At 72.5% G+C, this 14944-nt stretch carries 11 protein-coding genes; 9 read left to right on the forward strand and 2 right to left on the reverse strand.

Annotated elements, in window-relative coordinates:
• From ACQVFL_RS08970 to ACQVFL_RS08980, 3 genes are all read left to right on the forward strand, one after another.
• A complete protein-coding gene (locus ACQVFL_RS08970) occupies window positions 1-3201 on the forward strand; it encodes an OmpL47-type beta-barrel domain-containing protein (protein WP_431729798.1) in 3201 nt (1066 codons plus the stop codon).
• 24 nt (window positions 3202-3225) lie between these two features.
• Window positions 3226-3858 (forward strand): hypothetical protein, encoded by a 633-nt coding sequence (locus tag ACQVFL_RS08975; protein WP_431729139.1) that lies wholly within the window; start codon window positions 3226-3228, stop codon window positions 3856-3858.
• A 70-nt stretch (window positions 3859-3928) separates the two neighbouring features.
• Window positions 3929-4984, forward strand: coding sequence for a hypothetical protein (locus tag ACQVFL_RS08980; protein WP_431729140.1), 1056 nt, complete (start codon window positions 3929-3931; stop codon window positions 4982-4984).
• Between the two features lie 122 nt (window positions 4985-5106).
• Here the strand turns inward: ACQVFL_RS08980 and ACQVFL_RS08985 are convergent, their stop codons facing one another.
• On the reverse strand, window positions 5107-6297 hold the full coding sequence (locus ACQVFL_RS08985; protein ID WP_396691406.1) for a cytochrome P450: 1191 nt from the start codon (window positions 6295-6297) through the stop codon (window positions 5107-5109).
• Window positions 6298-6627: 330 nt separating this feature from the next.
• Between ACQVFL_RS08985 and ACQVFL_RS08990 the strand changes: the two genes are divergently transcribed.
• Window positions 6628-7656: a LacI family DNA-binding transcriptional regulator gene (locus tag ACQVFL_RS08990; protein ID WP_431729141.1), complete on the forward strand. Its 1029-nt coding sequence runs from the start codon at window positions 6628-6630 to the stop codon at window positions 7654-7656.
• Window positions 7657-7745: 89 nt separating this feature from the next.
• Here ACQVFL_RS08990 and ACQVFL_RS08995 read toward each other — a convergent pair whose 3' ends face one another.
• Window positions 7746-8261: an SRPBCC family protein gene (locus tag ACQVFL_RS08995; protein ID WP_396691403.1), complete on the reverse strand. Its 516-nt coding sequence runs from the start codon at window positions 8259-8261 to the stop codon at window positions 7746-7748.
• A gap of 225 nt (window positions 8262-8486) precedes the next feature.
• Here ACQVFL_RS08995 and ACQVFL_RS09000 point away from each other — a divergent pair, with 225 nt between their 5' ends.
• The 5 genes from ACQVFL_RS09000 to ACQVFL_RS09020 all read left to right on the forward strand — a co-directional run bounded on the left by ACQVFL_RS09000 (window position 8487) and on the right by ACQVFL_RS09020 (window position 14912).
• Entirely contained in the window at window positions 8487-9227 is a 741-nt protein-coding gene (locus tag ACQVFL_RS09000) for a cellulose binding domain-containing protein (RefSeq protein ID WP_431729142.1), read from the forward strand.
• Window positions 9228-9295: 68 nt separating this feature from the next.
• Window positions 9296-10192 carry a bile acid:sodium symporter family protein gene (locus ACQVFL_RS09005; protein WP_396691399.1) on the forward strand — a complete coding sequence of 299 codons (897 nt, stop codon included), beginning with the start codon at window positions 9296-9298 and terminating at the stop codon, window positions 10190-10192.
• 224 nt (window positions 10193-10416) lie between these two features.
• The gene (locus tag ACQVFL_RS09010) at window positions 10417-11793 is read left to right on the forward strand and encodes an FAD-dependent oxidoreductase (protein WP_431729143.1); all 1377 of its coding nucleotides are present in this window, start codon (window positions 10417-10419) and stop codon (window positions 11791-11793) included.
• A gap of 108 nt (window positions 11794-11901) precedes the next feature.
• Window positions 11902-12816 carry a cation diffusion facilitator family transporter gene (locus tag ACQVFL_RS09015; RefSeq protein ID WP_396691395.1) on the forward strand — a complete coding sequence of 305 codons (915 nt, stop codon included), beginning with the start codon at window positions 11902-11904 and terminating at the stop codon, window positions 12814-12816.
• A 95-nt stretch (window positions 12817-12911) separates the two neighbouring features.
• Complete coding sequence (locus tag ACQVFL_RS09020; protein WP_431729799.1) at window positions 12912-14912, forward strand: cytochrome c oxidase assembly protein; 2001 nt, start codon at window positions 12912-12914, stop codon at window positions 14910-14912.
• Window positions 14913-14944: the final 32 nt, after the last annotated feature.

A 14944-nucleotide genomic window follows, 5' to 3' on the forward strand; every position in this document is an offset into this window, starting at 1 on the left:
ATCGACACCGTGAACACCACCGTGGGGCGCGGCGCCGCCCCACCCTCCACCCGGCCGTCGCGCCGCTGGCGCAGGACGATCGCCGTGGCCGCGTCCGTCGGGCTCGTCGCCGGTGGCCTGGCCGGCGTCGCCGGTCCGGCACAGGCCGCCGAACCCCAGTCGTACACCTTCACCAGCACGGTCAACCCGATCCTCGGCGACGGCAGCTACTACTCCGCCGACCCGGCCCCGATGGTCGTGCGGGCCGGTGCCCCCGGCAACGACACCGACGCCGACCAGCTCTACGTCTACACCGGCCACGACCAGGCCGGACCGTCCACCAACGACTTCATCATGAACGAGTGGGGCGCCTTCCGGACCACCGACGTCGAGGCGGGGGAGTGGACCCACTACCCGTCGCTGATGCGCCCGGAGGCCGTCTTCGCCTGGGCCACCCCCGGCCGCGCGTACGCCGGCCAGGTGATCCAGGGCGTCGACGGACGCTACTACTGGTACGTCCCGATCCACGAACGCAACAGCACCGCCTCGGACCGGTTCGCGATCGGGGTGGCCGTGTCGGAGAGCCCGACCGGCCCGTGGACCGACCACGCGGGCGGCCCGATCATCTCCCAGCGGGTGCCCACGCCGAACACCATCCACAACATCGACCCGACGATCCTGGTCGACGGCGAGGCCCCGAACCAGCGGGTCTACATCTGGTGGGGCTCCTTCAGCCAACTGCGGATGCTCGAACTCCAGCAGGACATGAAGACCCCGATCGGCGCCCCGCGCACCGTCACCGGCCTGACCGGCTTCTTCGAGGGCGCCTGGATCTTCCAGCGCAACGGCACCTACTACATGGCGTACGCCGGCAACAACGCCGGCCCGACCTCGCAGTGCACCCCGGCGAACTACCACGCCTGCCTCGCCTACGGCACCGCCGCGTCACCGGAGGGACCGTGGACCTACCGGGGGACCTTCCTGCGCCCGGTCTCCTCGACCACCAGCCATCCGGGCGTCCTGGAGTTCAACGGCACCTGGTATCTGGCGTACCACACCGCCGACGCCGTGGGCGGCGGTCACTTCCGGCGCTCGGTGGCGATCGACCCGGTCGAGTGGGACGACTCGCTGACCCCGCCTCGGATGAAGCTCGTCACGCCCACCCCGGCCAAGGGACGTGACCTCACCCCCCGGCCGAACATCGCCCAGGAGGCCCGGGTCACCGTCTCCAACGAGCCGGTCCCCGTGCAGTACTGGGTCAAGGCGCTCAACGACGAGATCGTCCGGTCGAACCCGCTGCCGCCGGACATGTGGGGCACCTGGACCGGCAACAACCCGCCGCAGCAGTGGGTGCAGTACACCTGGGACCAGCCGATGCGGATCTCCGGTTCGCAGATCGACTTCTGGAACGACCAGCCGCAGGGCACCGGCGTCGGTGTCGCCGCGCCCGCCCGCTGGCGCATGCAGTACTGGAACCTGGACACCGGGCAGTGGGCCGACGTGCCGAACCCGACCGGATTCCCGACCGCGACGCAGGGCTTCCAGAACACCACCTTCGACCCGGTGACCACCACGCAGGTGCGCGCGCTGTTCGACGCGTCGACCAACGGCAGCACGTACTCCGGGGTGGCGGTCGAGGAGTGGAAGGTCCTCGCCGCGCAGCCGGAGTCGGTCACCGCCCCGGCGATGACCGTGGAGGTCGGCGAGACCGACCTGCCGGACACGCTGCCGGTGTCGTTCGGCGCGCAGACGCTGCGGGTGCCGGTCTACTGGGACGAGGTACGGCCCGCAGACGTCGCCGCGCCCCGGACGTTCACCATCGACGGGACCGTGCTCGGGTACGCCGCCGACCGGGTCTCCGCGCAGGTCACCGTCATCTCGCCGGACGACACCGAGGGTGACGTGACGCCGCCGACGGTGACGCTCACGCCCAGCGGCAGCGCCGGCAGTGACGGCTGGTTCCGGTCCACGGTGCGGGTGCGGGCCGCCGGTGTCGACGACCGGGGCGGCCGGATGACCATCTCCGCGCGGGTCGGATCGGGCACGCCGGTCGAGGCCACCGACGTACGGTCGCTCGACGTCACCGTCACCGGGGACGGCCGACACACCGTCACCGCGACCGCCACCGACCGGGCCGGCAACGTCTCCGACCCGGCCACCCTGGAGGTACGCGTCGACGCCACCGCCCCGGTCAGCACCGCCACGGTGCACAGCACCACCCGGGCGGTCACGCTCGCCGCGACCGACGCGACCTCCGGCGTCGCCCGCATCGAGTACGCCATCGGCACGGGCGACTGGACCACGTACGACGGCGCGATCCCGGCCCCCGACGCGAACCGGCACACGCTGTCGTACCGGGCGGTCGACGTGGCCGGAAACCTGGAGACCGCCAAGACGGTCGCCATCCCGGCCGACCTGTCGGGGCCGCTCACCGGCAACATCGGGCCGATCGGCACCCCGACCGCCTCGTTCACGGCGGGCTGGAACAGCCTCACCGCGCTCAACGACGGTGCCGACCCGGCCAACCCGGGCCAGGCGCAGATCTGGGGGACCTGGTCGGGCAGCCGCCCGGCCACCCAGTGGATCCAGTACGACTGGAGCCGCCCGGTGCGGATCACCGGCACCGAGCTGAAGTTCTGGCGGGACTCCAACCAGGGCACCGGGGACGGCGTCGCCCAGCCCGACGGGTGGGTGCTGCAGTACTGGGACGCCCCGACCTCGGCCTGGCGTGACGTGACCGGCGCCTCGCCGTACGGCACCAGCACCACCACGTTCAACACCGTCTCCTTCGACCCGGTGACCACGTCGAGGGTGCGCGCCACCATCCGGGCCAACGGCAACGGCACCACCTACTCGGCGGTCGCCGTCACCGAGTGGCGGGTGTTCGCCGACGATCCGGGTGTCCGGCCCGAGGTGCCGGTGACGGTCACCGTGCAGGCGCGGTGTGTGGCCGGGAAGGCGTACGTGGCGGTGCAGGCGCGTAACGACCATGACGGTCCGGTGGACGTGGTGTTGGAGAGCGCGTACGGGCAGCGGTCGGTGTCGGCCGTGGCTCCGGGCGCGAGCGCCTTCCAGCAGTTCACCACCCGTGCCGCGTCGGTCCCGTCCGGCACCGCCACGGTGCGGGTCACCGGCTCGGTCGACGGCACGGACGTGACGACCGTCGTCACCCGGGACCATCCCGGCGCTGATTGTGCCGCCGACCCTCGTCAAGCCCAGTAACCACGAGAGACAACGGAGAATCGCATGAACACATGGAATCGGAAGCGGTTGCTGGCGGCGGGTGCTGCCGGGGCCTTGTTGGTCGGGTCGGTGGTGGCGGCTGCGCCGGTGTCGGCTGATCCGGGTGACAGTGGTGACGTGAGGGTCACCGTGGAGATCGAGGAGTTGGTGGAGCCGGGTGTGCTGGCGATGTCGATCGCGGGTGACTCGGTGACGTTGACCGAGGACGGGTCGACGTTGTTGGTGCGGCAGTTCGTGGGTGGGTTGCCGACGGTGACGGTGACGGATACGCGTACCGCTGACGAGGTGCCGTCGGGTGCGGCGTGGGCGGTGTTGGGTAGTGCCACCGACTTCACCGGGGCGGCGGGTCAGGAGCCGATCGGTGCCGGGCACCTGGGGTGGAGGCCGCGGCTGGTCGACGGTGGTGACACCGGTCTGGTCAGCGAGGGTGAAGAGGTCGTGACGGTGTTGGACGAGCCGACGCAGCCGGGTAACAACGTGGGTCTGGTCGACCAGGAGTTGCTGGTCTCGACGTTCGACTCGGGTGCGGTCGCCGGTGGGGCGTACTCGGTCGACGCGGACCTGTTCCTGCGGACCCCGGCCGACGTGGCCGCGGGTGAGTACACCTCGACGCTGACCCTGTCCCTGTTCGAGTGATCCACGCAGGTGGGGGCCGCCAGAGTTCGGCGGCCCCCACCCGTATCCCCTGCGGTGTGAAGGGCTGGTCATGAGAGTGCCGAGTGTCCCGTGGCGACCGCGTACGGCGGCACGGCTGTCCGCCGTACTGGCCGTGCTGGTCCTGCTGGTGGCGACCGGCCCGGCCGGGGCGGTCCCCGCGCGGGCGGAGCCGACCGCACCCACCGTCACCTGGGCGGTCCAACCGGCGAACCCGCTCGGCCCCGACGGCCGCCGCTGGGTGGAGCGCACGCTCGACCCCGGCGAGGTGGTCACCGAGCACCTGGCGGTCCGCAACTTCAGCGACGCCCCGGTGGTGTTCTCGCTCCAGGCCGCCGACGGCTACCTCACCGACAAGGGGCGGTTCAACATGCTCCCGTCGCACCAGTCCTCGGTGGACGGCGGCACCTGGATCACGGTGCGCGACACGGTGAGCGTCGGGGCGAAGTCGACGCGGGTGGTGCCGTTCACCATCGAGGCACCCGCCGACGCCAGCCCCGGCGACCACCCGGCCGGCATCGCGGCGACCGTCACCAGCACCGGCGGAACGGTGGCGGTGGAGAGCCGGGTCGGGTTCCGGGTGATGCTGCGGGCCAGTGGCACCGCCGTCGCCGCTCTCCGCATCGACGACCTCACCGCCACGCACCACCGGTCGTGGAACCCCTTCGCTCCGGGCGACCTGCGGATCCGGTACACGGCCGGCAACGACGGCAACGTGGCCGTCACCGGTGCCGGTCGAGCCACCGTCCGCGACCTGTTCGGGCTGCTCGACACCGAGGGGCCGGCCGAGGTGGAGGAACTGCTGCCCGGCGGCGACCGCCCGGCCGAGGCGCACGTGGACGGGGTGTGGGGCTGGGGTCGGCTGACCGCCACCGTCACGCTCACCCCGGACATCCTGGTCGGCGACCCGACCGACGCCGAGATCCGGCGCACCACCGCCACCGTCACGGTCTGGTCGATCCCGTGGCCGCAGCTGGCGCTCGTACTCGCGGTCGTGGTGCTCGTACTCGCCGGGCGGACCGTGGTGCGCGGACGCCGCCGCCGACTCGCGCGGCTGCTCGCGCAGGCCCGCGACGAAGGCCGTCAGGAGTCCCGGACGTCCGCGTGACCGCTTCCCGTCCCGCCGTGCGGCATGTCCGGGCGTGCGGGGCCGCCTGGTGTGCGGCGTGGGACTGCCGGGCGGGTGGCGTGGGACTGACTGCCGGGCGGGTGGCGTGCGCGGCGCGGACGTCACACACGTAGCGGTAGCCCGTCGTGATGTAGGCGGAACGCGTCCAGGTCGGTGGCGTCGACCGCCAGCCGCAGGCCGGGCAGGTGCCGTGCCACGCGGTCGAGCAGGATCCGGCTCTCCAGCCGCGCCAGGTGCGCGCCGAGGCAGAAGTGGATGCCGTACCCGAAGGCGATGTGCCGACGGACGTCGCTGCGGGCGATGTCGAACTCGTGCGGCCGGTCGAAGACCGACGGGTCCCGGTTGGCCCCCCAGATCGACAGCCCCACGCGGTCGAAGGCGGGGATCCGCCCACCGGCCAGCTCGACGTCCGCGAAGGCGAACCGGGGCGGCACGATCTCCACCGGCCCCCGGAACCGTAGCGTCTCCTCCACCACCGCCTCGGCCAGCGCGGGTTCGTCGCGCAGCGCCGCCCACTGCTCGGGATGGGTGAGCAGCAGGCGGAGTCCGTTGACGATCAGGTCGACGGTGGTCTCCTGCCCGGCGATGAGCAGCAACTGCACCAGCGCCACCAGCTCGTCGCGGTCCAGCCGGTCCGCCCGGTCCTCCGCCGCCACCAGCTCGGAGATCAGGTCGTCGGCGGGTTCGGCACGGCGGCGCGCCGCCAGGTCGTCGAGGTAGGCCGCGAACTCCAGGGTCGCCGTCGGGCCGTCGAACCCGGCCGACACGATCGCCGCCGACCAGGCCCGGAACCGCGCCCGGTCCGCTTCCGGTACGCCCACCAGCTCGGCGATGACGTTGACCGGTACCGGATCGGCGAGGTCGGCCACCGCGTCCACGTGGCCCTGCCGGCGCGCCCGCTCGACGAGTCGGTCGGCGAGGGCACCGATCCACGGCTCCAACCGGGCCACCGCCCGGGCCGTGAATCCGCCGCTGACCAGCCCCCGCAGCCGGGTGTGATCGGGAGGGTCGAGGCTGATGAGCTGCCGGGACTCGATCCTGGCGATCTCGGACGTCTGGTACGGGGCCGGGGTGGAGCCGTCCGGGCGGTGCCGGTGCACCTCGTGCCCGAGCATCGGATGCCGCAACCCGTCCAGCACGTCGGCGTGCCCGGCGACCACCCACAGCCGGTTGCCGGCGGGGTCCACCTGGAGGACCGGGCCGCCGCTGTCGCGTACCCGGTCGTAGAACGCGTGCGGGTGGCGTCGGACGACCGGATCCCACAGCTCCGAGAGGCCGAACGCGACCGCCACCTGGCCTCCTCGGACGAAAGGAAGGGTCCCCTGCTAACGCCTCGTGTATAGCAGGGGACCCTTCCTTTCATCACTACGTGTGCGGCCAGCGAACGTTTCGGCGGGGTTTCGGGAAGGGGGCACCGAGGGGCCTTCCTGAACCGCGTCGACGGGACACTTCGGTGTAGTGTTTCCGCGCAGGTACGGGTGACACCGCGAGCCGGGCAACGACACCGAAACAATGCCGAAAACCTTTACAAGGTCACTTCCGTCGGGAGTGCCTGTGCGGGCTCCCGAAGCAGCCTGTCGCCGCGCACCGCATCCATGCCGGTCGCTGGGAGGGAGCACCGCATGACGACCGAGCCAGAGGTCCCCGCCAACCGCACGCCCACGCTCACCGACGTCGCCAAGCTGGCCGGGGTCTCGGTCGCCACCGCCTCCAAGGCCATCAACGGGCGGGGCGAGGTGCGGGCGACCACCCGGGTACGCGTGTTGGAGGCCGCGGAACTGCTCTCCTTCGCTCCGAACGCCCTGGCCCGAGGGTTGCTCAGCGGCCGGACCGGGACCGTCGGCCTGCTCACCAGCGACCTGGAGGGGCGGTTCTCGATCCCCATTCTGATGGGCGCCGAGGACGCCTTCGGCGCCGGGCAGGTGTCGGTCTTCCTGTGTGACGCGCGCGGCGACGCGATCCGGGAGAAGCACCACGTGCGTGCGCTGCTGTCGCGCCGGGTGGACGGGCTCATCGTGGTCGGTTCGCGGACCGACCCCCGGCCGCCGCTGGCCGGCAACATCCCGGTGCCGGTGGTCTACGTGTACGCCCCCTCCTCGGACCCGGCCGACATCTCCATCACCGTCGACAACGTCGGGGGCGGCCGTCTCGCCATCGAGCACCTGCTGGCCTGCGGCCGACGCAACATCGCCCACATCACCGGCGAGCCGGGCTTCCAGGCGGCCCGCGACCGTGCCGAGGGCGCGGCGGCGGCGCTCGCCACGGCGGGACTGGGCATGGTCGGCGACCGGCCCTACTACGGTTCGTGGGACGAGTCGTGGGGGCGGGCCGCCGCGTACATGGTCGTCGAGCAGCGGCCCGAGGTCGACGCGATCTTCTGCGGCAGCGACCAGATCGCCCGAGGCGTCCTGGACGCCCTGCGTGATCTCGGCCGGGACGTGCCGTCGGCGATCTCGGTGATCGGCTTCGACAACTGGGAGGCCATCTCGGCGGACTCCCGCCCGCGACTGACCAGCGTCGACATGAACCTCCAGCACCTCGGCGCGGTGGCCGGGCAGCGCCTCTTCGCGGCCATCGACGGTGCGACGACCCGCTCCGAGGAGTTCGCCAGCCGCCTGGTGATGCGCGAGTCGACGCTGCCGGTGCGCTGAGGCCGCCGCGCCGGGCTCGGGCTGCCCAGATCATCGCCCCGCCGAGTCCGACGGCCCGGATGGAGCGCATGCTGCGGCGGTGTTGTCGGTCAGGAGTCGGTCCGGTTCCCGTCGCCGCGTTCGCGCAGGTCCCGCTCGGCGGCGGCGACCACGACCGGGTCGGCGCAGCCGGCGGCGTAGCCGGCGATCCGGCGGCGGATGTCCCGGCCGAGCAGCCAGGTGCCGATCCGGTCGGCGACCGGTCGCAGCAGCGCCGGACGGCAGCGGAAGTGGTAGCGCCAGGTCGCGACGGTGTGCCCGGGTTCGGCCGCCGGCGCGAACCGCCAGCCGCCGGCGAACATCTCGAAGAACCACGGGCCGCGCACCATCTTCATGCCCACGTTGGTCGGCGGGGCGTAGGAGACGTACTCGCTGACCATCGAGAGGCCGTGCCGGGACCGGGTGAACGTGCGGACGCCCCGGTCCGGCCGGACGGCGCCGTCCACGAAGTGCTGGCTGCGGACGAACGGATCCCACCGCCGCCGGACCGGCATGGTGGTCTGCGAGATCGCGAACGCGAGATTCGGGGGTACGGGGACGACGGCCACCGCCTCAACCACGGGCATCGCCCCATTCTCCCCGGGCGCGGCCCGTCCGGCTCGGGTGGATCGGCTGGTCGTCCGTTGTATCGACCGCTGTCGAATGAAACACTCTGCTCAGTCGCGTCCGGGGCCGGCGTGCGAACGATCGTCAGGGCGCGCGGGACGCCACCCGCGCAGGGCAGCCCGCACCGCGGGCACCGGTCGCCGCTGCGTGCCCGGTGCCCCCGCCACCTGCGGAGGAGACACCACATGTCCAAGAAGTACGCTCTGGCGACGATCGTCGTCGCCACACTGACCCTGGTCGGCGTGACCGGCCTGGCGAGCGGCGCGGGCGCCGCCACGTCCCCGCCCGCCCCGCTCACCACCTCGCCGCCTGCCTGCCCACCCGCGCTGCCGTTGTCCGCGTCGGCGGACAGCACCACCGCTACGAGCGTGACCTTCCGCTACTCGCTGCTGTTCCGTCCGCCCTGCGGGTACGCCACGCCGCTCACGGTCCACCTCTTCACCAGCCGGGAGGACGCCGCGCAGTGGCGCGATCCGGTCGCCTCGGCGGACACCGGGCTGGAGAGCTACGGGTACGTGGTGGTCGACGGGCTCACGCCGGACACCGAGTACTGGTTCCGGTTCGGCGACTCGGAGGGTCGACGGGACCCGTACATCGTCGGCGGACCGGCGCGTACCCAGCCGTCGCCGGTGTGCGCCGCGACGGCGACGATCGGCAGCGGCTGGGAGAGTGGCTTCGTCGCCACGGTCACCGTGCGCAACACCGGGACGGAGGCGCTCGACGGCTGGCAGGTCTCCTGGACCTGGCCCGGTGACCAGCGGATCCAGTCGATCTGGAACGGGACGCCGACGGAGGCGGGCGGCGAGGTGACCGTCCGCGACGCCGGCTGGAACAGTCGACTCGCCCCGGGTGGGACCACGACGTTCGGCCTGCTCGCGTCGACCACCTCGGTGCCGGCGGGCTTCACGCTCACCTGTGGTCGCTGAGCCGGGCGGCGTACCCCGGCCACATGGAGGATTGTGAGTGCGTTACCGGGTGGTAACGATGTCGTGTCATGGACTCCGCCCTGACCCTGATCGGACTGCCCATCGCCCTCGGCATCATCATGCTCGGTCTGGGTCTCGGCCTGACCGTCGCCGACTTCCGGCGGGTGGCCCAGCACCCGAAGGCCGCCGTCATCGCGCTGGCCTGCCAGGTGCTGGTGCTGCCGCTGCTCTGCTTCGGTCTGGTGCTCGCCTTCGACCTGCCGCCGGAACTGGCCGTCGGGATGATGCTGCTCGCGGCATCGCCCGGCGGCACCACGGCCAACCTCTACAGCCACCTGTTCGGTGGGCACGTGGCGCTGAACATCACGCTGACCGCGATCAACTCGGTGCTCGCCGTGCTCACCCTGCCGATCGTGGTCAACCTGTCGGCGGGCTACTTCCTGAGCGACGCGACGAGCATCGGCCTGCAGTTCGACAAGGTGGTGCAGGTGTTCGCCATCGTGCTCGTCCCGGTCGCGATCGGCATGCTGGTCCGGGCCCGGGTGCCGGGCGTCGCCGACCGGCTCGACCGGCCGGTCCGGATCATGTCCGTGGTGGTGTTGGTCGCGGTGATCCTCGGCGCGGTGCTCGGCGAGCGGGAGAACATCGCCGACTACTTCGTCGCGGTCGGTCTGGCGGTGCTGGCGTTCAACCTGCTCAGCCTCGCGATCGGTTACGGGGTGCCACGGCTGGCGGGGATCGACCGGACCGCCGCGAAGGCGGCCGGATTCGAGATCGGCATCCACAACAGCACCCTGGCCATCACGATCGCGCTCAGCCCGGCGCTGCTGAACAACACACAGATGGGGATCCCGGCCGCCGTCTACGGCATTGTCATGTTCTTTACCGCAGCGGCCTTCGGTTACCTCGTCAACCGCGTCGACGCGGGCCCGCGAAGCACCCGCGACGGTGCCGCGACGACCTGAGAAGGGGGTGCTGAGCAGCCAATACGCGACGATCGCCGGTGCTCGTGCCGGCACCGTCGCGAGGTGGGGGCGCACCGATCATCGGATTTGCCCTCGCGTTCCCTGGCTGTGCAACGATCGTTGAGCGTCATGTTGACCGCCCGGTTCCGGCGGCCTGCCTGTGCCTCGATCACCGGCCGGGCCCGGCGGAACGGCGCCACTCCTCGCACCCCTTGGAGAGCACGATGTCCTTCTCTCCGGCTCAGGTCTTCGCCGCGCTGAACGCGGTGCGACCGCCCGACCAGCCGTCCCCGGTCCTCGGCACGGCCGTGGTGATCGGCGGCAGCATCGCCGGCCTGCTGGCCGCCCGGGTGCTGTCCGACCACGCGGCGAGCGTCGTCGTGATCGACCGCGACGACCTGCACGTGCCGGGCGGACGGCCGGGAGTGCCACAGGGGACGCAGTTGCACGCGCTGCTGCCCGGCGGCTTCCTGCAACTGGAGCGCCTCTTCCCCGGGTTCCGCGAGCAGGCCCTGGCCCAGGGGGCCGTCGAGGCACCGCCCGGCGCCCGGCGCAACTACCTCGACGGACGCCTCAAGGTGGTGGTTCCCGACGACGCGGACAGCCTGGCGGGCAGCCGGCCGTTGCTGGAGGGACTGATCCGACAGCAGGTCCTGCGGCTGCCCAACGTCAAGACGGTGACCGCCCGCGCCACCGGTCTGGTGCTCGACGGCTCGTCGGTGACCGGGGTCCGGTGCGACGTGAACGCCGCGTCCGGGGTGGAGAACGCCGACCTGGTGGTCGACGCCATGGGTCGGTCGAGCCGCCTCTCCGACTGGCTGGCGGAGGCCGGCTGGGAGCGGCCCGCGTTGCGGCGCATGCCGGTGCACCTCAACTACGCCACGGCCCTGTTCCGTCGCCGCGAGGCGCACCCGGAGCACACCGTGGTGATGGCGCTGAACAGCGTCAAGGCGTCCTCGGACGTCGCCGGGGCGGCGTACTTCGCCATCGAGGACGGTCGGTGGATGGCGATGATGGCCGGCTACGGCGACAACCGGCCCGGCCGCACCGCCGAGGACTTCGTGCGTCGGCTGCGTGAGCAGTTCCCGCCCGAGTTCACCGAGGTCGCCGACAGCGAGATGCTCGGCGAGGTGCAGACCTACCGGCACGCCGACAGTCGACGGCGGGACTACCACGCGCTGCGGCGGTTCCCGGGCGGCCTGGTCAGCGTCGGGGACGCGGTCGCCTCGTTCAACCCGGTCTACGGTCAGGGGATCACCGCCGCCGCGCTGCACGCGGCCTGTCTGTCGGCGTACCTGCGCTCCGGGCCGGACCTCCGGTTCCCGGCCCGGCGCTTCTTCGAGCTGCAACGGGTCGTGGTGGACGCCGCCTGGTCGATGTCGACCTCCGCCGACCTGGCGCTGCCGCACGTCGACGGTCCCTATCCGCGCGGGTACCGGCTGTCGAGCTGGGTGGGTGGCCAGATCGTCCGGGCGACCATGACCGACGTGACGACGGCCCGCCGTTTCAACGACGTCGTCTCGATGCGTGAGCACCCGCGCGCGTTGGCCCGGCCCGGCCTGGTGCTGGGCGCGCTGTGGGCGAACTGGCGGGCGCGCTGACCCAGGGCGCAAGTCGCCCCTCCTGTCCGATTCGGCGATTCCGGCACCTCACTTGCACTTATTGCAATGTCCGCATATGTTGCTGGTGGCGAGCGGAAGGAGTGCCGGATGGGTGCCGGGCACGATCACGGGCAGCAGGTCCTGCGCGCGGGGGAGAAGCACCGGGGGCGACTCTGGGCCGCTTTCGCCCTGCTGGCCGTCTTCATGGTGGTGGAGGCGATCGGTGCCTGGGTGACCGGTTCGCTGGCGCTGCTGTCGGACGCCGGGCACATGTTCACCGACGTGCTCGGCATCGGCATGGCGCTGGCCGCGATCACGGCGGCGAGCCGGGCCTCCCGGGACGGACAGCGCACCTTCGGGCTCTATCGGATGGAGGTCCTGGCGGCGCTGGCCAACGCGGTGCTGCTCTCCGGGGTGGCGCTCTTCGTGCTGGTCGAGGCGGTACGCCGGCTCGGCGAACCGCCGGAGGTGATGGCCGGGCCGATGCTGGCGGTGGCGGTGGCCGGGCTGGTCGCCAACATCGTGGCGTTCCTGCTGCTGCGCTCCGGAGCCCAGGAGAGCCTCAACGTGCGGGGCGCTTACCTGGAGGTGTTCGGCGACCTGCTCGCCTCGATCGGCGTGATCGTCGCGGCCGGGGTGATCGCACTGACCGGCTGGTGGTACGCCGACCCGATCGTCGCGGTGGCGGTCGGCTTGTTCATCCTGCCCCGCACCTACCGGCTGGGCCGGGCCGCACTGCGGGTTCTCGTCCAGGCCGCGCCGCCGCACCTGGACGTCGCCGAGGTCCGCGACGCGCTGCGCGAGGTCGAGGGTGTCGCCGACGTACACGACCTGCACGTCTGGACGCTGACCTCGGGCATGGAGGTGGCCTCGGCGCACCTGACCCTGGCCGCCGGGGCGGACCTGGCCCGGGTGCTGGCCGCCGCCCGCCGGCTCCTGCACGACCGTTTCGAGATCGAGCACGCCACGTTGCAGGTGGAGCCCGAGGACGCCGAGGGCGTCTGCCACGGCGCCCATTGGTGACCGCCGGGAACCCGGAGCCCCGCCGCGCCGACTACCTGGGAAACCACCCGCACCGGGAGTCGTCGTTGAACCGCCCGCACCACCTCGTCCCACCCCTGGTCCTGCGCCGTCCGGTGCTGGTGCCCGCCGCCCTGGTCCTGGTCGCCGCCGCTGCCGCCGCCGTGCTGCTGCGGTGGGGCGGCGGCAGCGTACCGCCGACTCCACCGGGGCTGCCCGACCCGGACCCGACCGCGGCCTGGCTGTTGCCGGCCGCCCGGCTCGGCATGCAGATCGGCGCGGTGGCCACCGTGGGGCTGCTGGTGGCGGCCACCGTGCTGTCCCCGCGCGACGACGGCGGCCGGCTCTCCGTGCTGGGCTACCGCCGGCTGCGCGCCGCCGCGTGGACCGCTGCCGCCTGGGCGGTGTCCGCCGGGGTCGCGGTCTGCTGGACGCTCGTCGACCTGTTCGGGCTGCCCGCCGCACAGGTGTTGTCGGTCCGTGCGGTACTGAACTTCGTCGGCACCGTGTCGCTGGGCCGGTCCCTGGCGCTCAGCGGAGCGCTGGCGCTGGTCGCGGCCGTCGTCGCGGCCCGCAGCCTGCGTCCGTCCGGGGCGGTGGTGGCGCTGACCGCCGCCCTGGCCGCGGTGGTGCCGCCGGTCTTCACCGGGCACGCCGCCTCGGCCAGCAACCACCAGGTGGCCGTGTCCGGCCTGCTGCTGCACGTGGTGCCGGTCACCGTCTGGGCCGGTGGGCTGCTCGCCCTGGCGGTCACCGTCCGGGGCGCCGCCGCCGACCTCGCGGTCGCGGTGCGCCGGTTCTCCCCGCTGGCGCTGGTCTGTCTGGTCGCGGTCGGGGTGTCCGGAGCGCTGTCGGCGAGCGTACGGCTGACCGGCCCGGCCGACCTGACCGGCACCGGGTACGGGCGGCTGGTGCTGGTGAAGACCGCCGTGCTGGCGGTGATCGCGGTGCTCGGGCAGTGGCACCGGCGGTCCACGATGCTGGCCCTGGTCGCCGGTCGGCGACGCCCGTTCGTGCGGGTCGCCGTCGTGGAGACGCTGCTGTTCGGGGCCGCCGTCGGTGCCGCGGTGGCGCTGTCGCGTACCCCGGTGCCGGCAGTCGGGGCCGACGGGGACGTGGCGACCGCGTTGCTCGGCTTCCCGATGCCGCCGCCGATGAGCGTGGCCACGGTGACCCGGCTCTGGCTGCCGGAACCGCTGGTCGTCGCCGCCGTCCTGGGCGCGGCGGCGCTCTACCTCGCGGGGGTGTGGCGGCTGCGGCGGCGTGGCGACGCGTGGCCCGCCGCGCGTACCGCGTTCTGGCTGCTCGGCTGCGTGGTGATCGTCGTCGCCACCTCCAGCGGCCTGGCCCGGTACGGTCCGGTGCTGTTCAGCGTGCACATGGTGCAGCACCTGCTGCTGATGATGGTCGCGCCGATCCTGATGGTGCTGGCCGGGCCGGTCACGCTCGCGCTGCGGGCACTGCGACCGGCCGTCGACCCGCGTTGGCCGGGTCCCCGGGAGTGGCTCCAAACGGGCCTGCACTCCCGGGCCTCCCGCGTGCTGACCCACCCGGTGGTGGCGCTCGTCGTCTACGTGGCCAGCCTCTACGTGCTCTACTTCACCGGCCTGTACGAGCTGGCGGTCCGCTCGCACGCCGCCCACCTGGCGATGGTCGGGCACTTCCTCGCCGTCGGATACCTCTTCTTCTGGGCGGTCATCGGGGTCGACCCGGCACCACGCCGGGTGCCGTACCCGCTGAAGATGGTCCTGGTGCTGATCAGCATGGTGCTGCACGCCTTCCTCGGCGTCGCGCTCATGCAGTCCGCGACCGTGCTGGCCGCCGACTGGTGGATCGCGCTGGACCGGCCGTGGGGGCCGACACCGCTGGCCGACCAGCAGGCCGCCGGAGGCATCGCCTGGTCCTTCGGTGAGCTGCCCACGGTGATCGTGATGGGTGCGCTGATGTACCAGTGGATCCAGGCCGACCGGCGGGAGGCCCGCCGCCGTGACCGGGCCGCCGACCGCGCGGAGGCCGAGGGACGCGAGGACCCGGAACTGGCCGCCTACAACCGGATGCTCGCCGAGCTGGCCGAACGTGACCGGCGGGTACGCGGTTGAGTTCCCGTCCAGGCTGCTCTCAGCTATCTGCC

The organism is Verrucosispora sp. TAA-831, from assembly GCF_050780145.1.
Taxonomy (GTDB): domain Bacteria; phylum Actinomycetota; class Actinomycetes; order Mycobacteriales; family Micromonosporaceae; genus Micromonospora.